The sequence below is a fragment of the Microbacterium sp. GbtcB4 genome, assembly GCF_019091465.1.
GTDB lineage: Bacteria > Actinomycetota > Actinomycetes > Actinomycetales > Microbacteriaceae > Microbacterium > Microbacterium paraoxydans.
Window position 1 is genome coordinate 113572 of record NZ_JAGXJJ010000009.1, and the last position, 19548, is coordinate 133119.

The 19548-nt window shown below is 71.8% G+C and carries 19 protein-coding genes; 17 read left to right on the plus strand and 2 right to left on the minus strand.

Going from position 1 to position 19548, the window contains the following annotated elements; genetic code table 11:
- Positions 1 to 209: 209 nt before the first annotated feature.
- Both KVS71_RS14800 and KVS71_RS14805 read left to right on the plus strand, forming a co-directional pair.
- Positions 210 to 2000: an FAD-dependent oxidoreductase gene (locus KVS71_RS14800; protein WP_217584903.1), complete on the plus strand. Its 1791-nt coding sequence runs from the start codon at positions 210 to 212 to the stop codon at positions 1998 to 2000.
- A complete protein-coding gene (locus tag KVS71_RS14805) occupies positions 1997 to 2749 on the plus strand; it encodes a winged helix-turn-helix domain-containing protein (protein ID WP_217584904.1) in 753 nt (250 codons plus the stop codon). The genes KVS71_RS14800 and KVS71_RS14805 overlap by 4 nt, the downstream gene beginning before the upstream one ends.
- A 15-nt stretch (positions 2750 to 2764) precedes the next feature.
- On the opposite strand, the gene KVS71_RS14810 is transcribed toward KVS71_RS14805, so the two are convergent.
- Complete coding sequence (locus KVS71_RS14810) at positions 2765 to 3061, minus strand: hypothetical protein (RefSeq protein ID WP_144881107.1); 297 nt, start codon at positions 3059 to 3061, stop codon at positions 2765 to 2767.
- A gap of 100 nt (positions 3062 to 3161) precedes the next feature.
- Here KVS71_RS14810 and KVS71_RS14815 point away from each other — a divergent pair, with 100 nt between their 5' ends.
- From KVS71_RS14815 to aroQ, 12 genes are all read left to right on the plus strand, one after another.
- Complete coding sequence (locus KVS71_RS14815; protein WP_082750059.1) at positions 3162 to 4526, plus strand: replication-associated recombination protein A; 1365 nt, start codon at positions 3162 to 3164, stop codon at positions 4524 to 4526.
- A gap of 182 nt (positions 4527 to 4708) precedes the next feature.
- Complete coding sequence (gene rpsD / locus KVS71_RS14820; RefSeq protein WP_060922265.1) at positions 4709 to 5338, plus strand: 30S ribosomal protein S4; 630 nt, start codon at positions 4709 to 4711, stop codon at positions 5336 to 5338.
- A gap of 110 nt (positions 5339 to 5448) precedes the next feature.
- Positions 5449 to 5637 (plus strand): hypothetical protein, encoded by a 189-nt coding sequence (locus KVS71_RS14825; protein ID WP_025103513.1) that lies wholly within the window; start codon positions 5449 to 5451, stop codon positions 5635 to 5637.
- Between the two features lie 55 nt (positions 5638 to 5692).
- The gene (alaS, locus tag KVS71_RS14830) at positions 5693 to 8353 is read left to right on the plus strand and encodes an alanine--tRNA ligase (RefSeq protein WP_105949865.1); all 2661 of its coding nucleotides are present in this window, start codon (positions 5693 to 5695) and stop codon (positions 8351 to 8353) included.
- Entirely contained in the window at positions 8350 to 8823 is a 474-nt protein-coding gene (gene ruvX / locus KVS71_RS14835) for a Holliday junction resolvase RuvX (RefSeq protein ID WP_217584905.1), read from the plus strand. The genes alaS and ruvX overlap by 4 nt, the downstream gene beginning before the upstream one ends.
- A gap of 2 nt (positions 8824 to 8825) precedes the next feature.
- Positions 8826 to 10367 (plus strand): endolytic transglycosylase MltG, encoded by a 1542-nt coding sequence (gene mltG, locus KVS71_RS14840; RefSeq protein WP_217584906.1) that lies wholly within the window; start codon positions 8826 to 8828, stop codon positions 10365 to 10367.
- A gap of 4 nt (positions 10368 to 10371) precedes the next feature.
- Complete coding sequence (locus KVS71_RS14845; protein WP_217584907.1) at positions 10372 to 11184, plus strand: shikimate dehydrogenase; 813 nt, start codon at positions 10372 to 10374, stop codon at positions 11182 to 11184.
- A gap of 58 nt (positions 11185 to 11242) precedes the next feature.
- Entirely contained in the window at positions 11243 to 12472 is a 1230-nt protein-coding gene (aroC, locus tag KVS71_RS14850) for a chorismate synthase (RefSeq protein ID WP_025103508.1), read from the plus strand.
- Positions 12456 to 12974: a shikimate kinase gene (locus KVS71_RS14855; protein ID WP_217584908.1), complete on the plus strand. Its 519-nt coding sequence runs from the start codon at positions 12456 to 12458 to the stop codon at positions 12972 to 12974. The genes aroC and KVS71_RS14855 overlap by 17 nt, the downstream gene beginning before the upstream one ends.
- Positions 12971 to 14059 (plus strand): 3-dehydroquinate synthase, encoded by a 1089-nt coding sequence (gene aroB / locus KVS71_RS14860; RefSeq protein WP_217584909.1) that lies wholly within the window; start codon positions 12971 to 12973, stop codon positions 14057 to 14059. Before KVS71_RS14855 ends, aroB begins: the two co-directional genes overlap by 4 nt.
- Positions 14056 to 14580 carry a GNAT family N-acetyltransferase gene (locus KVS71_RS14865; protein WP_217584910.1) on the plus strand — a complete coding sequence of 175 codons (525 nt, stop codon included), beginning with the start codon at positions 14056 to 14058 and terminating at the stop codon, positions 14578 to 14580. The genes aroB and KVS71_RS14865 overlap by 4 nt, the downstream gene beginning before the upstream one ends.
- Positions 14577 to 15017, plus strand: coding sequence for a type II 3-dehydroquinate dehydratase (aroQ, locus tag KVS71_RS14870; RefSeq protein WP_060922155.1), 441 nt, complete (start codon positions 14577 to 14579; stop codon positions 15015 to 15017). Before KVS71_RS14865 ends, aroQ begins: the two co-directional genes overlap by 4 nt.
- Before the next feature lie 10 nt (positions 15018 to 15027).
- On the opposite strand, the gene KVS71_RS14875 is transcribed toward aroQ, so the two are convergent.
- Positions 15028 to 15366 carry a hypothetical protein gene (locus KVS71_RS14875; protein ID WP_105949859.1) on the minus strand — a complete coding sequence of 113 codons (339 nt, stop codon included), beginning with the start codon at positions 15364 to 15366 and terminating at the stop codon, positions 15028 to 15030.
- 173 nt (positions 15367 to 15539) lie between these two features.
- Between KVS71_RS14875 and efp the strand changes: the two genes are divergently transcribed.
- Genes efp through KVS71_RS14890 form a run of 3 tightly spaced genes read left to right on the plus strand, consistent with a single transcriptional unit; the run spans position 15540 to position 19512 of the window.
- On the plus strand, positions 15540 to 16100 hold the full coding sequence (efp, locus tag KVS71_RS14880; RefSeq protein ID WP_025103502.1) for an elongation factor P: 561 nt from the start codon (positions 15540 to 15542) through the stop codon (positions 16098 to 16100).
- A gap of 3 nt (positions 16101 to 16103) precedes the next feature.
- Positions 16104 to 16514: a transcription antitermination factor NusB gene (nusB, locus tag KVS71_RS14885; RefSeq protein WP_060922157.1), complete on the plus strand. Its 411-nt coding sequence runs from the start codon at positions 16104 to 16106 to the stop codon at positions 16512 to 16514.
- Between the two features lie 43 nt (positions 16515 to 16557).
- On the plus strand, positions 16558 to 19512 hold the full coding sequence (locus KVS71_RS14890) for a DEAD/DEAH box helicase (protein WP_217584911.1): 2955 nt from the start codon (positions 16558 to 16560) through the stop codon (positions 19510 to 19512).
- Positions 19513 to 19548 lie beyond the last annotated feature (36 nt).

Sequence of the window (19548 nt, forward strand, 5' to 3'; positions counted from 1 at the left end):
TGATCCGCGAGACCCCGTCTTCCCGCCGAGACCCCGTGATTCGTGCGCGAACGAGGCGGGGTCTCGGCGACGAGGCGGGGTCTCGCGGGGTGGGACGTTACCGTTTCGTGAGCAGAACGTTCGATGCAGGACACACTGCGCGTCATCTGCGGGTAACACGGCGCTCCTATCGTCGCGACCACGACAGTCCCCAGGTCGACAGGAGTTCCATGGACGACATCCCAGCGCGCACAGTGGACATCGTCGTCGTGGGGGCGGGCATCGCGGCGCATCGTTTCGTCGCGCGGATGCTGGAGGACCCGGACCGTGCCGTGCGGATCACGGTGTTCGGGGACGAGGGACGCCTGCCGTACGACCGTTCCGGACTGGCGCGCGTCGTCGGCGGCAGCCCGGCGTCGGCGGGGGAGCTCGACCGCGCGCCGTTCCGCGACGACCGCGTCCGCCTCATCGACGACGACCGGGTCCTGCGGATCGACAGGGGAGGGCACCGCGTGCGGACGCGTTCGCAGCGGTGGTACGACTACGACGCGCTCGTACTCGCGACGGGGACCCACGCCCATCGGCTCGACCTGCCGGGGATCCGTGCCCGTGGCTCCTTCCTCCTTCGCACGATGGAGGACGCGCACATGCTGCGTGCGTTCCTCGCGGTCCGTGCGACGGAGATGCCGCGGGCGCTACGCGCGGTCGTCGTCGGCGGCGACGAGGGCGGAGTGGACGCCGCATGCGCGCTGCACGACGCCGGGGTGCAGACGACGATCGTGGACGCCGCGGATCGCCTGCTGCCCACGCACCTCACGCTTCCGGCGGCGAGCGCACTCCGCGGGATCATCGAGGCGCGCGGTATCGCGGTCCGGATGCGGACGCGGGTGACCCGCGTGGACCCCGACGCGACGGGCGCGGTGACGGCCGTGGAGTTCCAGGACGGCACGTTCGCACGGACCGACCTCATCGTGACGACGGGTGCGCGGGCACGCGATGAGCTGGCACGGAACGCCGGGCTCCGCACGCGGCCGGGCGGCGGTGTCCTCGTGGACGCGGACGGGCGGACGTCCGACCCGCGCGTCCTCGCGATCGGCGACGTCGCCGCGGACCCGGCATCCGGCGGCACGGAGGCTGCCCTGGCGTCCGCGGATCGAGCGGCGGCCACCCTGCTCGGCGCTCGGGTCGCGAGCCCCGTGGGACACGGGTGGCACGGGAGCCCCGGCGGTATCGAGGTCGTGACCCTGCGTGTCGCGGACGGTGACGAACCGACGGTCGACGTCCCGCTTCCGAGCCGCGGAGACCGCGTGTTCGGGGAGGTCGTGCTCTCCGAGGACGCCCGCGTGGTGCACCGCGTGACGGTCATCGGCGCGTCGGCGGATGCGTCGCTCGCCGGGCTCGCGCCCGGGTCGCTCGACGGTCAGAGGGCGGCGCGGGCGCTGCTGGCCGCCGCCGTGGCCGAGGACGGTGCGGAGGCTTGCACACATGGGCTGCCGTCCGCGCCGCTGGAGGTGCTGGCAGCGGAGCTCACGGACCGAGGAATCCGGACCGTCGCGGAGGCCCTGGACGGTGCGGTCGAGAGCCGCGGATGCGGCCCCTGCCTCCGCCGTCTCGCGCTCGCGTTGCAGGAGCGCGCCGAGGTGAATTTCGGCGCACGGCCCGGCGACCGCGGAACCCTTCGCCCCGAGGTGCGTCTCCGCGGGACGACGGCCGCTCCTGTCCTGGAGGTGCGCGTCGGCGCCGACTCCGACGGGGCGCTGCTCCTCGTCGTGGGTCGCCTCGCGGCACGACGGGAGGCGACGGTACGGATCGATCGAGGGCTCCTCGCCGTCAGCGGCCTCCGGGCGGAGGACATGCCGGACGCACTCGCGGACCTGCGAAGCGCCGGCGCCCTCGTTCCGGAGACCCTGATCGGCGGGGCGGACCTCGCGCGGCCCGGAGGCCCGATCGCCGTCGTCCGGCACCCGTCACGGACAGGACGGCGCGCCGGTGGTGCAAGGTCGGCGGAGGGCTCGGCATGAGTGCGCCCCCGCGTCCCGCTCCGGCGCTGGTCGGCTGCCGCGTCGTGGTGGTCGAGGTGCCGCGGCCGGTGCGTCCGGAGCCGGTCGACGTCGACACGCTTCTGCGGATCCTCGCGGCGACGGGCTCGGAGGTCGTGCGGATCACTCCGCCGCGGGCGGACCACGCGATCCCCGCCGGCTCCAAGCGGACGCTGTACCGGATCGCGTCCGGTCAGGTGGACGCGGTGCTGTTCCCCGCGGCGGAGGCCCTGCCCGGGTGGCTCGGGACGGTGGAACGACTGGGCATGCTCGACGCCATCCGCGAGCGGTCGCGCGCGTCCCGCCTGCTTCTCGCCACCAGCGATGCCGCTGCAACCGCGCGGTTGGTGGAGAACGGCCTGCCGGCATCGACGTCGTGCGGGCCCACCGCGGACGATCTTGCCCGGAGCGCGCTCGCCCCTCTCACACACGGGGTCCTCGAGCGGCGGACTGCGGCGGGTCGGCTGGCGGTGCGCAGCGGCGGCGCGCTGATCGACGGCGGCTTCGTCCCGCTCTCCCGCGGCGCGGTCAGCATCCTCGAGGCCCTGTTCGTCGCCGACGGGCGCGTGCTCACCAGGGCCGAGATCGGCCAGGTGCTCCCCGGTGGTCGACGCAGTGCGCGTGCGGTCGAGGTCGCGGTTGCGCGGCTGAGGGAGGCCCTCGGCGACGGGGACCTCGTGCAGACCGTGGTCAAACGCGGGTACCGGCTCGCCGTCCTCGACGAGGACTGACGACGCCGGAGAGCCTCACTCCGAGGGGGTCTCGGGAGCGGTCGGTGCCGGGCTCGGGGTGTCACTCGGCGCCGGGGAGGGAGCGGTCGACGACGAGGGCGACGGCGTCGGCTCCGGTGTGGTCACCTGCGCGTGCACGACCTGACTGACGATGGCGCCCACGACGATGAGGGAGCCGACCGTGACCGCGATGATGTTGTCGCGGGTGCGCCGGCGGATCTGGTCCTGGTGCCAGCGGGTACGGGCGGTGTGCAGCCGGGCGCGCTCCGCCTCGGTGCGTGTCTGCGCCTTCTTGGAACCGCGTGCGGCCATGCCCTGTCTCTCCCGTCCGACGCCGTTCCACGACGTCGCCTGAGAGCCTACCGGGGGCACGGCCTCGCCTCGTGTCCCCGGCCGCCGTTAGCCTGGAGGAATGTCCTCTCCCTCCGCCCTGCTCTCCGGGCAGACACCGCTCGCCGTGCGCATGCGCCCGGTGTCGCTGGACGAGGTCGCGGGGCAGCGCCACCTGCTGCGGGCCGGGTCGCCCATCGTGGCCCTCGCCGATCCGGAGGCCAGCTCGCCCGGCGCGGTGTCGATCATTCTCTGGGGTCCGCCGGGCACCGGAAAGACCACGCTCGCGCAGGCCATCGCCCGCTCGTCCGGTCGCCGGTTCGTCGAGCTCTCGGCGATCACCGCCGGCGTCAAGGATGTGCGGGAGGTCATGCAGGAGGCGATCACCCAGCGCGACCTGTACGGGCAGACGACGATCCTCTTCCTCGATGAGATCCACCGCTTCACCAAGGCCCAGCAGGACGCGCTGCTGCCCGGCGTGGAGAACGGGTGGGTCATCCTCATCGCCGCGACCACGGAGAACCCCTCGTTCTCGGTGATCTCGCCCCTGCTGTCCCGGTCGCTGCTGCTCACGCTGCAGCCGCTCACCGATGACGACATCGGCGTGCTCGTGGACCGCGCGGTGTCGGATGCCCGCGGACTCTCCGGTACGGTCGCGCTCAGCGACGAGGCGCGGTCGGCGCTCATCCGCCTCGCGTCGGGGGACGCCCGTCGTGCCCTCACCGGACTGGAGGCCGCCGCTGCCGTGGCGCTCTCGCACGCCGCCGCCTCCGAAGCCGACCACGACGGCGAAGACCCGGAGACGGTCGTCCCGGAGGTCACCGCCGACGACGTGGCGCAGGCCGTCGACAAGGCTCTGCTCCGTTACGACCGCCAGGGCGACGAGCACTACGACGTCATCAGCGCCTTCATCAAGTCGATCCGGGGTTCCGACCCGGACGCCGCGCTGCACTACCTCGCCCGCATGATCGAGGCGGGGGAGGACCCGCGGTTCATCGCCCGTCGGCTCGTCATCTCCGCCTCCGAAGACGTGGGGCTCGCCGACCCCCAGGCCCTCGGCATCGCCGTGGCCGCGGCCGACGCGGTGGCCTTCATCGGGATGCCGGAGGGGCGCATCCCGCTCGCCGAGGCCACCGTCTATCTCGCCACGACCGCGAAGTCGAACGCGGCCTACGTCGGCATCGACGCCGCCATCGCCGACATCCGCGCAGGGGGATTCGGGCGCGTGCCGCTTCACCTCCGCGACGCGCACTACCCCGGAGCGAAGCGCCTCGGGCACGGCCGCGGCTATCGCTACGCGCACGACAGCGAGTTCGGGATCGTGCCGCAGCAGTACCTGCCCGACGAGCTCGACGGGCGGCACTACTACGAGCCGAAGAACCTCGGCGCGGAGCGCGACATCAGCGCGCGGCTGGAGCGTATCCGCCGCATCCTCGGCGACCGCTGAACCGCCGGCCCCGGGCTTCGGCCGCCGTCTGATAGAATTGAGCGGCTCGAAACCGAGTTTTCGGGCATCTCCTCGTTCATACCCCACCTTGCTGGCGCCCCGGCGTGCGCTCCAAGGCAGAACGCGGGTGATACGTCCGCGAGTCGCGAAAGTCGCGACCGCGTCATCGGAAGGACAGCTTCGTGACCACGAAGTCCCAGGACCGCCGCAAGGTGCGTCTCAGCCGCGCTCTCGGCGTGGCTCTCACCCCGAAGGCCGCCCGCTACCTCGAGAAGCGTCCCTACGCTCCGGGCGAGCACGGCCGCACCAAGCGCAAGGCCGACAGCGACTACGCCGTCCGTCTGCGCGAGAAGCAGCGTCTGCGCGAGCAGTACGGCATCCGCGAGAAGCAGATGCGCAACACGTTCAACGAGGCCCGTCGTCAGGACGGTCTGACCGGTGAGAACCTGGTCGAGCTGCTCGAGATGCGTCTCGACGCCCTCGTGCTGCGTTCGGGCTTCGCCCGTACCACCGCGCAGGCTCGCCAGCTCGTCGTGCACCGTCACATCCTCGTCGACGGCCAGCTCGTCGACCGCCCGTCGTTCCGCGTGAAGCCGGGTCAGCTCATCCACGTGAAGCCCAAGAGCGAGGGCACCGAGCCCTTCCAGGTGGCGGCCGCCGGCGGCCACGCCGAGGTCCTTCCCGCCGTTCCGGGCTACCTCGAGGTCGAGCTCGACAAGCTCCAGGCCCGTCTGGTCCGTCGTCCGAAGCGCGCCGAGGTCCCCGTGACCTGTGAAGTGCAGCTCGTCGTCGAGTACTACGCGGCTCGCTGATCCAGCGGAAGAGCATCAGGCAGGAGGCGTCGGGGTTCCCGACGCCTCCTGTCGTTTCCGCCTACGATGGAGAGACCGCGCCTTCGCGGCTCTAGGGCAAGGATGACGACATGAAGAATGTGCTGTGGTTCCTGATCGGCGTGATCGGCGGCTTCGTCGCGGCTCACTTCATGAACAAGGACCCGCGGGGCCACGACATCCTGGCCGACGTCGACGCCCGCCTCAACGGCCTCGCCGCGATCCTCAGCGACGCGTATCGCGCGCAGGAGGCTCGGCTGACCGAGCCGGGCGAGAACTGACCCCCCGCATCTGCGCCTCGGCGCGCCCCCTCACGCAAGGACATCCGGCACTCCTATGAAAACTGCGGAAATCGCGCAGCGCTACCTCTCCTACTTCGAGAAGAACGACCACCTCATCGTCCCCTCGGCATCCCTGGTCAGCGACGACCCCTCTCTGCTGTTCACGGTCGCCGGCATGGTCCCGATGATCCCGTACCTCACGGGCGTGGTCCCGGCGCCGCATCCGCGCATCGCCGACCTGCAGAAGTGCATCCGCACCAACGACATCGAGGAGGTCGGGCGCACCGCGCGTCACGGCACGTTCTTCCAGATGCTCGGCAACTGGTCGTTCGGCGACTACTTCAAGGAAGGCGCGATCCGTTACGCCTGGGAGCTGCTCACGAGCTCGGAGGCCGACGGTGGCCTCGGCTTCGACGAGAAGGACCTCTGGGTCACCGTCTACGAGACCGACGACGAGGCCGAGGCGATCTGGCGCGACATCATCGGGCTCAAGCCGGAGCGCATCCAGCGCCTCGGTCGCGCGGACAACTACTGGAACACCGGCCAGCCCGGTCCCGGCGGCCCTGACTCCGAGATCTTCTTCGACCGCGGCCCTGCCTACGGCAAGGACGGCGGCCCTGCGGTCGACGACTCGCGGTTCCTGGAGATCTGGAACCTCGTGTTCATGCAGGACTTCATCGAGAACATCCGCGGCAAGACCGAGTTCGACATCGTCGGCGAGCTGCCGATGAAGAACATCGACACCGGCATGGGGCTGGAGCGTGTCGCCTTCCTCAAGCAGGGCGTCGAGAACATGTACGAGACCGACCAGGTGCGTCCGGTGCTCGACCGCGCCGTCGAGCTCTCCGGCCGCCGCTATGGTGCGGTCCACGAGGACGACGTCCGCTTCCGGGTGATCGCGGATCATGTGCGCTCCTCGCTCATGCTCCTCTCCGACGGCGTGCGTCCGTCGAACGAGGGCCGCGGCTACATCCTGCGGCGCCTCATGCGCCGGACCGTGCGCGCGATGCGTCTCCTCGGTGTCGACGACCCCGCGTTCCCCGAGCTGTTCGCCGCCTCCCGCGATGCGATGAAGTCGGCGTACCCGGAGCTGGAGCGCGACTGGTCCGTGCTCTCCTCGGCGGCCTTCGCCGAGGAGGAGACCTTCCGGCGCACCCTGGCGCAGGGATCGACCATCCTCGACCTCGCGCTCGACGAGACGAAGAAGAGTGGCGGGAAGACCCTCAGCGGTTCCGAGGCGTTCCTGCTGCACGACACCTACGGCTTCCCGATCGACCTCACCCTGGAGGTCGCCGAAGAGGCCGGGCTGGACGTGGACCGTGCCGCGTTCGACTCCCTCATGCAGGAGCAGCGTCAGCGCGCAAAGGACGACGCCCGCAATCGCAAGCGCCAGCTCGCGGATGTCTCGGTCTACCGCGACCTGCGTGCGCTGGGCGAGACGGGCTTCGACGGCTACACGGCCCTCGAGGTGGAGTCCCGTGTGCTCGGCCTGCTCGTCGACGGGGCGCCGGTGCGCAGCGCCGCCGAGGGGCAGATCGCCGAGGTCGTGCTCGCCGAGACGACGCTGTACGCCGAGTCGGGTGGTCAGGTCGCCGACAAGGGCACCATCGTGGGCCCCGGCTACGAGCTCGAGGTGCTCGACGTGCAGCGTCCGGTCCCGGGGCTGATCAGCCACACGGTCGAGGTCTCCCGCGGCACGGTCGCGGTCGATGACATCGCGACGACGATCGTCGACGCCGCGAACCGGCGCGCCGCTCGGCAGGCGCATTCCGCCACCCACCTCGTGCACGCCGCCCTCCGCGACACGCTCGGTCCGACGGCCACACAGTCCGGGTCGCTCAACCGTGCCGGGTACATGCGGTTCGACTTCGCCTGGTCGCAGGCGCTGTCGACCGACACCCGCACGGAGATCGAGGAGATCACGAACCGCGCCGTGCAGGACGCCCTCGAGGTGACCACCCGCATCGTGACGCTCGACGAGGCCAAGGAAGCGGGCGCCATGGCGCTCTTCGGCGAGAAGTACGGCGACGTCGTGCGGATGGTCGACATCGGCGGCCCGTGGTCGCGAGAGCTCTGCGCCGGCACGCACGTGTCGACCAGTGCGGAGATCGGTCTGGTCAGCGTGGTGGGGGAGTCGTCGGTCGGCGCCTCCAACCGCCGGATCGAGGCTCTCGTCGGCGCGGATGCCTTCCGTGAGCTCGCGGCGGAGCGGGCTCTCGTCTCGCAGCTCACCGCCTCTCTGAAGACCCCGCGCGAGCAGCTCCCGGAGCGGATCGCCGATCTCGCCGCGAGCCTCAAGGCCGCGGAGAAGCGCATCGCGCAGTTCGAGGCGAAGGAGCGGGCGGGGCGCATCCCCGCGATCGCCGAGGCCGCGACGCGCGTCGGAGACTACCGCGTGGCGGCGCAGACGCTGGGGGACGTGGCCTCCGCGGACGATGTCCGCGAGCTCGTCAACGGCGTGCGCGACCGGCTGGGTTCCGACCCCGCGGTCGTGGCGCTCGGTGCGGTCGTCAACGGTCGCCCTGTCGTCGTCGTCGCCACGAACGAGGCCGCGCGCGGTGCCGGTGCGAAGGCGGGTGCGCTCGCGAAGCGCGCCGCCGGTGTGCTCGGCGGAGGCGGCGGCGGTCGGGACGACGTCGCCCAGGGTGGCGGTACCGACGCAGCGGCACTGCCCGCCGCGCTCGAGGCCGTCTCCCAGGGGCTGCGCGGCGCGTGAGCGGTTATCGCCGCGGGGTCCGGCTCGGCATCGACGTCGGCCGGGCCCGCGTGGGCGTGGCGCGGTCCGATCCGGACGGCATGCTGGCCGTCCCCGTCGAGACCGTACCCCGCGACGAGCGCTCGCTCACGCGCATCGCGGAGCTGGCTGCGGAGCACGAGCCGCTGGAGATCGTCGTCGGTCTGCCGGTGAACATGCAGGGTGCGGACACGCCGTCGACGGTGGATGCGCGCGAGTTCGCGGCGGCTCTCCAAGCGCGCAGCGGCGTGCCGGTCCGCCTCGTCGACGAGCGTCTGAGCACGGTCTCGGCGCATGCGGCGTTGCGGAGTTCTGGGCGATCACAGAAGAACTCTCGTAGCATTGTGGATCAGGTCGCCGCCGTGGTGCTGCTGCAGCAGGCGATCGACACGGAGAAGAGCACCGGAAACCCGGCCGGTGCCCCGGTCCCCGTTGACGAGGAGCCCGCCTGAACATGTCCGAACGCGAGAGCCGTGCGCCCGAGCACGAGCAGAGCACCCGGTTGGGGGATCTGTTCGAGAACCTCCCCGCTCCGTCCCCGCAGGTCCCGACCGCCGGAGACGACACGCCGGCACCCGGATCCCGCCGCGCGGCCAGGGAGGCCGCGGCACGCGAGCAGGACGCCTCGCCCACTCCGGACGCCGGGGTCGCGCCCGGTGCCGATGTGCCCGCCCGCCCGGTCTCGGCGTCGGCGGCGACCACCGCGGATGCGGCCGTGACCGACCACCGGCCGCAGGCGAATGCCGCAGACGTCGAACCGGTCGTGACCCGCGCGATGCCCGTCGCCGCGACGAGCGCGGATGAGACCCCCGCTCCGGGGCCGCGCCGGTCGACCGGCACCGAAGACCCCGCACCCGCGCTGGGCGGCGGGCTCGACGAGATCTTCGCCGCCCAGGACGACGGCCGCGATCACGGCGCGCCGACCAAGAAGAAGCGCCGCAAGGGCTGCCTCGTCGCCCTGATCATCGTCCTGGTGATCCTCGGCGGCATCGCCGCCGGCGGAGTCTGGGTCGCCAACACCTTCGGCGACCGCATCGCCGACGCCATGGGGTGGGGGGAGCCGAAGGACTGGGAGCCCGGTCAGGCGACCGGTGAGGTGTACGTCACGATCAAGCAGGGCGACACGGGCGGCCCCGTGTCGACGGCGCTGTACGAAGCCGGCGTCACGAAGACCGAGGACGTCTTCTACGACTACCTCATCGACGAGAACATCGCGGTGACCTTCTATCCCGGCGTCTACCGCCTGCAGAAGAAGATGACAGCGGAGGATGCCCTCGCCGCGCTCCGCAACGAGGAGAACAAGCTCGAGAACACCGTCTCCATGCCGGAGGGCGGGACGATCGAATCGGCCCTGCCGTCCATGGCGGAGACTCTCGGGATGTCGCTGGCCGACCTCGAGGCAGCCGTCGCCGATCCGTCCGCGTACGGGGTGCAGGCGCAGAGCCTGGAGGGGTGGCTGTTCCCCGCGGTGTACACGTTCGACCCCGAGGTCACCGCGACGCAGGTCATCCAGCGCATGGTCGACCGGACGCGCGAATCGCTCGCCGCCGCCGGCGTCCCGGACGAGGACGCGCAGCGGATCCTCACGATCGCCTCGATCATCCAGCGCGAAGGCCGCACGGACGACTTCGCCAAGGTGTCCCGCGTGATCCAGAACCGCCTCGACGACGACATGCTGCTCCAGATGGACTCGACGGCGCAGTACGGGTACGGCTCCCTGCACGAGGGCGTGGTCTCGAGCTCGGCCGAGGCTCTGGAAGACCCCAACGAGTGGAACACCTACGTGAACAAGGGGCTTCCGGCCACGCCGATCGCGAGCCCGAACGATGCCGCGATCGATGCCGCGATGCACCCCGCGGACGGGCCGTGGATCTACTTCGTCACCGTCAACCTCGAGACCGGCGAGACGCAGTTCTCGGAGACCCTCGCGGAGCACGAGCAGGGCGTGGAGAAGTGGCGGGACTGGTGCCGCGCGAACCCCGACGCCGGTTGCTGACGCGGTGAACCGGAGACGGCTGGCGGTCTGGGGCGACCCGATCGGGCACTCACGGTCGCCGGAGCTGCACGCTGCGGCCTACGCGGTGCTCGGACTGGACTGGGAGTACGGGCGCCGTCAGGTCGGCGCGGAGGGCTTCACGGACGCGGTCGACGCCCTCGACGACACCTGGCGCGGCCTGTCCCTGACGATGCCGCTCAAGGAGGAGGCGTACCGATACGCCGCCACCCGAGACGCCCACGCGGAGCTGACCGGCGCGGTCAACACGCTCCTGCTCTCGGAGACCCCGGCAGGATTCAACACCGACGTCGGCGGGATCGTCGATGCGCTCGGGGACGCCGGCATCCGCGAGGTCGGGACGGCGCGGATCCTGGGCGCCGGAGCCACGGCGGCCTCGGCCCTCGTCGCCCTCGCCGATCTAGGGGCGACACGGGTCGAGGTCGCCGCCCGTCGGCCGGAGCGCGCCGCGGGGCTCGTCGGGATCGGGGAGCGACGCGGCGTCGTGGTCACCCCGCGATCGTTCGAGGAGGTGGACGGCGACGCGGACCTCACGGTGGCGACGTTGCCCTCCGGCACCGCGCTGCCACCGGACGTCGCCTCCCGCCTGTCCGAAATGGGCGGGACGCTCTTCGATGCGGCCTATGCCCCGTGGCCGTCCGCGCTCGCGACGGAGTGGGGCGATCAGCCGGTGGTCTCCGGGCTCGGGATGCTGCTGCATCAGGCGGTGCGGCAGATCCGGATCTTCCTGCACGGCGACCCGGTCTCGCCGCTGCCGGACGAGGAGGCCGTCCTCGCCGCGATGCGCGCCACTCTCTGAGCGCCGCCGGACGAAACGCGGCACGGCGCGGGGGGAAACGCATGGGAGACTAGAGCACATGCTCCGCGTGCTCACGGCCGGCGAATCGCACGGCCCAGAACTCATCGCCGTCATGGAGGGTCTGCCCTCCGGCGTCCCGGTGTCGTCCGAGGCCATCCAGGCCGACCTCGCCCGCCGCAAGCTCGGCTATGGACGCGGCTCCCGGATGAAGTTCGAACAGGACGAGCTCACGATCTCCGGCGGCGTCCGGCACGGGAAGACGCTGGGCAGCCCCATCGCCCTGCGCATCGGCAACACCGAGTGGCCGAAGTGGATCGAGGTCATGAACCCGGAGCCGGTGGAGCTCACCGATCGCTCGCGCGGTCGTGGCGCCCCGCTGACCCGGCCCCGTCCGGGCCACGCCGACCTCGTGGGCATGCAGAAGTACGACTTCGACGAGGCCCGTCCGATCCTCGAGCGTGCGAGCGCGCGGGAGACCGCCGCCCGCGTGGCGCTCGGCGCCGTCGCCCGCTCCTTCCTCGGCGAGCTCGGCATCCGACTCGTCAGCCACACGCTCTCCATCGGTCCGGTGCGCGTGCCGGATGGCGCGGCGCTGCCGACCCCGGACGACGTGGACGCCCTGGACGCCGACCCGCTGCGGTGCTTCGACCCCGCGACCTCGGCGCTCATGGTCGCGGAGGTGGACGACGCCAAGAAGGACGGCGACACCCTCGGCGGCATCGTCGAGGTCCTCGCGTACGGCCTGCCGCCGGGGCTCGGCTCCCACGTGCACTGGGATCGCCGCCTGGACGCCCGGCTGGCCCAGGCGCTCATGAGCATCCAGGCCATCAAGGGCGTGGAGGTCGGCGACGGCTTCGAGACCACGCGCCGCCGCGGCTCCGCCGCCCACGACGAGCTCTTCGCCACCGCCGACGGCATCGCCCGCGGCACGGACCGCGCCGGCGGCACCGAGGGCGGCATGTCCACCGGGACCGTGCTGCGCGTGCGGGCCGGCATGAAGCCGATCGCGACCGTGCCCCACGCGCTGCGCACGATCGACGTCGCGACCGGCGACGAGGCGACCGCGCACCACCAGCGTTCCGACGTCTGTGCGGTGCCCGCGGCGGGCGTCGTCGCGGAGGCCATGGTCGCCATCGAACTGGCCCGCGCCGTGCTGGAGAAGTTCGGCGGCGACAGCATCCGCGAGACGCGCCGCAACCTGGAGGGGTACCTCGACGGCATCCCGGCGGAGCTGCGCACGGCCCCCGCGTCCGAGGCGGCGCTCATCGCGCATGACGAACGGGGCTGAGCCGCTGACGCTGGTCCTCGTCGGACCGATGGCGGCCGGTAAGACCAGCGTCGGGCGACGGGTCGCGCGGCGGCTGGGGGCCGCCTTCGTCGACACCGACAAGCGCATCGTCGCCGCGCACGGCCCGATCCCCGAGATCTTCGCCGCGCATGGCGAGGCCCACTTCCGGGACCTGGAGCGCGCGGCGGTCCGGGAGGCCCTCGCCGAGGGAGGCGTGATCTCCCTCGGCGGCGGCGCCGTCACGGATCCGGAGACGCGCGCGCTGTTGCGCGCCCACCCCGTGGTCTTCCTCACCGTGAGCGAGGCCGCCGTCGCCGACCGCCTGCGCGGCGGGACGCGCCCGCTGCTGGCGGGCGAGGACCCGGTCGAGAAGTGGAAGCGCATCTTCGCCGAACGGCGAGGATGGTACGACGAGGTGGCGTCGGCCACGTTCGACACCTCACGGCGTCCGATGCAGCGCATCGCCGACGAGATCGTGGCATGGAGGAGAGAACAGCGATGAGCACGACGACCATCAGCGTCACCGGGAACGACGCCTACGACATCACGATCGGACGGGGGATCCTCGACCAGGTGTCCGCGGCTCTCGCGCCGGGCGTCCGCAAGATCCTCGTCGTGCACCCGCCGACCCTCGCGGCCCGGGCCGCCGAGCTCCGCGACCGGCTCCTCGCCGACACCGCGGACGGGCCGCGCGAGGTGCTGCTCGCCGAGATCCCGGACGCCGAGCAGGGCAAGCGCATCGAGGTCGCCGCCTTCTGCTGGCAGGTCATGGGCCAGGCCGACCTCACGCGGACGGACGCCGTGGTCGGCTACGGCGGGGGAGCGGTGACCGACCTCGCCGGCTTCGTCGCGGCGACCTGGCTGCGCGGCATCCAGATCGTCCAGGTGCCCACCACCGTCCTCGGTCTCGTGGACGCCGCCGTCGGCGGCAAGACCGGGGTCAACACCGCGGAGGGCAAGAACCTCGTCGGCTCCTTCTGGGCACCGCGCGCGGTGATCGGCGACCTCGACGAACTGGGCAGCCTGAGCCCCAACGAGGCCACGGCCGGCTTCGCGGAGGTCGTCAAGGCCGGCTTCATCTGGGCGCCGGAGATCCTCGACATCGTCGAGGCCGATCCGGCGCGCGCGGTCGACTCCACGACGGACGAGTTCCGCCGGGCGGTCGAGCTCGCGATCGACATGAAGGCGCAGGTCGTCTCTGACGACTTCCGCGAGGCCGGACAGCGCGAGATCCTGAACTACGGCCACACGCTCGGCCACGCGATCGAGCACGCCGAGCGATACCGCTGGCGGCACGGGGCGGCCATCTCGATCGGCATGCTGTACGCCGCGGAGCTCTCCCGGCTCGCGGGGCGGCTGTCGGACGCCGCGGCGGAGCGCCACCGTACGATCCTCGAGTCGCTGGGCCTGCCCACGTCGTACCGCGCCGGCGCCTGGCCGCAGCTGCTCGCCACGATGCAGCGCGACAAGAAGAGCCGCGGCGGGATGCTCCGATTCATCCTCCTCGACGACATCGCCAAGCCCACCGTGCTCCAGGCGCCGGACGAATCGCTGCTGTTCGCCGCCTACCAGGAGATCGGCGCATGAGCATCGCCGTCCGGCGCATCACACCGGAGGACTGGCGGGAGGTCAAGGCGCTGCGGCTGCAGGCCCTCGCCGACCCGGCCGCACCGATGGCCTTCCTCGACACCGTCGAGCACGCCGCCGCACAGCCCGACCGCTTCTGGCAGGAGCGCGCCGCGAATGCCGCGGGCGACGCCGCCGCGGCGCAGTTCGTCGCGATCGCCGACGACGGCGCCTGGACCGGGACCGTGTCCGTGCTCCCGCATCGCGAGCAGCACGACGCGGGGCTGGTCGTCGGGGTCTACGTGGTGGACACGCATCGCGGTGCGGGCGTCATCGATGCGCTCCTCGACGCCGCGGCGGCCTGGGCCCGCGATCGCGGCCTCCGCGCGCTCGTGCTCGAGGTGCACGTGGACAACTCCCGGGCGCAGGCCGTGTACCGCCGAGGCGGCTTCGTCCGGACGGGGGAGATCGAGACGGCCAACTTCGGGCGGGAATGGGTCATGCGCCGCGAGCTGGTCGACACCGGGAGCGTGCCCGCATGAGCGCCCCGCGTCGACTGCTGCTCGTCAACGGCCCCAACCTCAACCTCCTCGGCACCCGCGAACCCGAGGTGTACGGCACCGCGACCCTCGCCGACGTCGAGCGGATCACCGCCGAGACCGCTGCCGCCCTGGGGTTCGAGGTGCGGGCGCTGCAGAGCAACCACGAGGGCGTGCTCATCGACGCGATCCACGATGCGCGGGCGGACTGCGCGGGCATCGTCATCAACCCGGGCGGCCTCACCCACACCTCCGTCGCCCTGCGCGACGCGCTCACCGGCGTCGCGTTGCCCTTCGCCGAGGTCCACATCTCCGACGTCTACGCCCGTGAGGAGTTCCGTCACCACTCGTACCTGCACGACGTCGCCGCGGTCCGTGTCATCGGACGCGGCGTGGAGGGCTACGCCGAAGCGGTGCGAGAACTCGTCGCGCAGCTCTGAGCGCGCGGGATCAGGGCAGGCCGACGAGCAGCACGCACACCGTGATGCCCACGAGCGTCAGGAGGGCCATGGCGAGGAAACAGACGGCCAGGGCACGGAGCCGCGGACGCACGCTCGACACCGTGAGGCGGATGACGACCATCGCGACCAGGCCCAGGACCAGGACGATCGCGGTCACCAGGCCGACGGTCCCCGCGGCGCCGCCGCTGCGGACGATCCCGATCAGGGGCACGAGGCTGACCGCCGTGAAGATCGTGGCGACGATGAGCCACACCGCCCCAGACGACGTCCGCAGCGCCGGCTGATTCGCCATCCTGGTCGGGTCCTGGTCGCGATCGTCTTCGCTCATGTCGATTCCTCCTGTCCGTCCACGCTGCCCGGGGCCACGGGCATCGTCACGGGGCTTCCGCTCTCGCGGAGGAGCGTCTATCGTGCCCCGCGACGGCCCGCGCCGGGCATCCCGTAGAATCGACTGTCGGCCGACCCCGGCCCCCACGGACTCAGGAACGGAACTCCTCGCACATGGCATCCACCGCAGACATCAAGAACGGCGTCGTCCTCAGCATCGACGGGCAGCTCTGGAGCGTCATCGAGTTCCAGCACGTCAAGCCCGGCAAGGGCGGCGCGTTCGTCCGCACGAAGCTGAAGAACGTCGTCTCGGGCAAGACCGTGGACCGCACGTACAACGCCGGCGCGAAGATCGACATCGAGAACGTCGACCGCCGGGACTACACCTACCTCTACACCGACGGTGACGGGTTCGTGTTCATGGATCAGACCGACTTCGACCAGATCACGCTGCCTGCGGCCACGGTCGGCGACGCGAAGAATTTCCTGCTCGAGAACCAGCAGGTCACCATCGCCCTCAACAACGGCAACCCCCTCTACATCGACCTCCCGGCGTCGGTCATCCTCGAGGTGACCTACACCGAGCCCGGCCTGCAGGGCGACCGCTCGTCCGCCGGCACCAAGCCCGCCACGCTCGAGACCGGCTACGAGATCCAGGTCCCGCTGTTCCTGGAGACCGGCACGAAGGTCAAGGTCGACACCCGCACGGGCGAGTACCTCGGCCGCGAGAAGTAAGGCGTGAGCGCCCGCACGAAGGCGCGCAAGCGCGCGCTCGACATCCTGTTCTCCGCCGACGTCCGCGGCGACGAGGTCGCGGTGGCCCTCGCCGCCGAGGCGAAGCGCGCGGCGAACGAGCCGGCACGCGAGGCGTCGTGGCTGTACGCCCGCGAGATCGTCGACGGCATCATCGACCAGCGCGACGAGATCGACGAGCAGATCACGACCCACAGCCGCGACTGGAAGCTCGAGCGGATGCCCGCCGTCGACCGCGCCCTGCTGCGCATCGGCGCGTGGGAGATCCTCTACAACGACGAGGTGCCGACCGCGGTCGCGATCGACGAGGCGGTGGAGCTCGCGAAGGAGTTCTCCACCGACGAGTCGGGCGCGTTCGTGCACGGCGTGCTCGCCCGCGTCGCCCGCTCGGCCTGAGCGCCGCAGCGGCGGTGTCGGCGGTGGCGGGCAGGATCGTGTCATGATCCGCCCGCCCGCCTCCGCCACCCCGGGAGACGGCGCGCGGGATTGGCGTGCCCTGTTCGACGCCGGCACTGCTCCGGCGGCGGCGACCCCGCTCGCCCTCGGGTTCGAGGTGCGCGTCCGCGACGCCCGAGGAGCCAATCCGTGGGCATCACGCCCGCAGCGCACCGCGACCCCCCGCGACGTCGCCAAGGGTGTGGGGGAGATCCTCCTCGGCATCCGTCCGCTGGAGCAGAGCGCGGCGACGGGGTCCTGGGTGCTCGGCTCCGCCACCTGGGACGCGGTCCGCCGCGCGCCGGACCAGTACGGTCGGGAACGGTCGCGGTGGTTCGCCGATCTGCTGAGCATCGCGCGCGACACGCTGCTCTCCGGCACGGCGGGGGACTGGCTCGTCGCCGACCTGATCGAGTCGCGGCTCCTCTGGGGGCATCTGCGGTCGGCGACCGACCTCGGCATCCCGCTCGTGGCGGCGCAGCGGTCGACGACGCTCGTCCTCGCCGACACCGCGGAACTGACGGCGACCGTGTCCCGTGACGACGACGGCGGCCTCGTCGTCCGTCCGGTCGTGACCCTGGACGGGCGCGAGACGCCGCCGGGCAGCATCCGCGCCCTCGGGCGCTCCGGCGTGTACGAGGTCGCGCAGAGCGGGTCGCGCCTGCAGGTGACGCTCGCGGAGCTTCCGCTCGCAGGGCCGGCGCCGTCGCTGCTCCGGGCCCGGACGCTCGTCGTCCCCGCGGAGGAGGAGACGGCCTTCCTCCAGGATGCCTATCCGCTCCTCGCGCGTCGCCTCCCCGTCCGCGCGGTCGGCCGCGTCGCGCTACCCGACCTCCCGCCACCTCGTGCTGTGCTCCGGGTGGCGTTCCGTCGCGGCGACACTGTGGAATACGCCATCGAGTGGGACTATCGCGGCTTCGGGCGGGTGCCGTTCACGCCGGGTCCGGAGGCCGTGCGCGATCCGGAGGCCGAAGCCTCTGCGACGCATCGGATCCGGAGCGTCTGGCAGGACCACGGCGTCGCGTTCGCCCCCGCGGGGGCGTTCCACGACGTGGGGGCCGCGGAGTTCATGACCCGCGTCGTCCCCGCCGTGGAGGCGGAGGGCGTCGAGGTGGAGGTGTCGGGCCGCCGCAAGACGTATCGCGAGCTCGCCGGGGAGCCGGAGATCACGGTCTCGACCATGGAGAGCACCGACCCGGACTGGTTCGACCTCGGCGTGATCGTCCGCATCGACGGGCGGAACATCCCCTTCGAGCCGCTGTTCACGGCGCTGAGCGCGGGCCGGCGAAAGCTCCTGCTCGTCGACGGCAGCTACTTCTCCCTGAACCACCCGGCGCTCGACCGCCTGCGCGACCTCCTCGACGAGGCCGGGGATCTGGACGAGTGGGAGACGGGCCCGCGGATCAGCCGTCATCAGACGGATCTGTGGGAGGAGTTCGAGGATCTGGCGGACGAGGCCCTTCCCGCGGTGAGCTGGCGGGCCAGCGCCGACGGACTGCGCAGCGCCACCGCGGTGCCGGCGGTGCCCCTCCCTCCGGGACTCACCGCACAGTTGCGGCCGTACCAGAAGGAGGGGCTGGACTGGCTCGCGTTCCTCTGGTCGCATCGGCTCGGCGGCATCCTCGCCGACGACATGGGTCTCGGGAAGACGGTCCAGCTGCTTGCGCTCATCCTGCATGCCCGTGCGGCGGGGGAGGGACGTCCGTTCCTCGTCGTGGTCCCGACGTCCGTGCTGGCCACCTGGCGCACCGAGGCGGCGCGGTTCGCTCCGGGTCTCCGCGTGATCACCCGGGACTCCACCGCCGGGCCTGCGGTGGCCGCCGTGGCTCGCGAGGCCGATGTGGTCCTGACCACCTACGCCGTCGCCCGACTCGACGAAGAGGGGTTCGCGAGCGTTACCTGGGCCGGCCTGATCCTCGACGAGGCCCAGTTCGTGAAGAATCCGGCGACGAAGCTGCATCGTGCCGTCGCGCGCTTCCCCGCCGACGTCACCATCGCTGTCACGGGCACGCCGCTGGAGAACAGCCTCGAGGAGCTCTGGGCGCTGCTGAAGCTCACGGCACCCGGCCTGTTCGCTTCCGCGCGGAAGTTCCGCGAGCACTACATCCAGCCGATCGAGCAGGGGAAGGTGCCGGAGGACGCGGAGGGCGGACCGTATCGGCAGCGCCGCCTCGCGCAGCTCCGACGACGGATCCGCCCGCTCGTGCTCCGCCGCACCAAGGAACTCGTCGCCCCGGACCTCCCGCCGAAGCAGGAGCAGGTGCTGGAGATCGAGCTGAGCGCCGGGCATCGCGAGCTCTACGAGACGGTGCTGCAGCGGGAGCGGCAGAAGGTGCTCGGCCTGCTGGAGGATCTCGACCGCAACCGCTTCATCGTGTTCCGCTCCCTGACGCTGCTGCGGATGCTGAGTCTCGCTCCGGCGCTGATCGACCCGGCCGACGCGCGCCTCGGCTCCCGCAAGCTTGACGAGCTCCTGGAGCGGATCGTCGAGCTGCAGGCGGAGGGGCACCGCGCGCTCGTGTTCAGCCAGTTCACGTCCTTCCTCGACATGGCGGCCGCGCGTCTGGACGCCGCCGGCATCCCGTACGCGCACCTCGACGGCTCGACGCGTCATCGCGAGCAGGTGGTCGCGGACTTCGCGGAGGGGGAGCAGCCCGTCTTCCTCATCAGCCTGAAGGCCGGCGGGTTCGGGCTCACGCTGACCGAGGCCGACTACGTCTTCCTCCTCGACCCGTGGTGGAACCCCGCCGCCGAGGCCCAGGCCGTCGACCGCACGCACCGCATCGGCCAGCGCAGCCAGGTGTTCGTCTACCGCATGATCGCCACCGGCACGATCGAGGAGAAGGTCCTCGCGCTGCAACGCCGTAAGGCGCGGCTGTTCACCGCCGTGCTCGACGACGACGCGCTCTTCGCGCAGGCGCTCACCGCCGACGACATCCGCGGTCTCTTCGACGACTAGACCGTTTTCCCCGGCCCGTCCCGCCGGGTGCTCAGG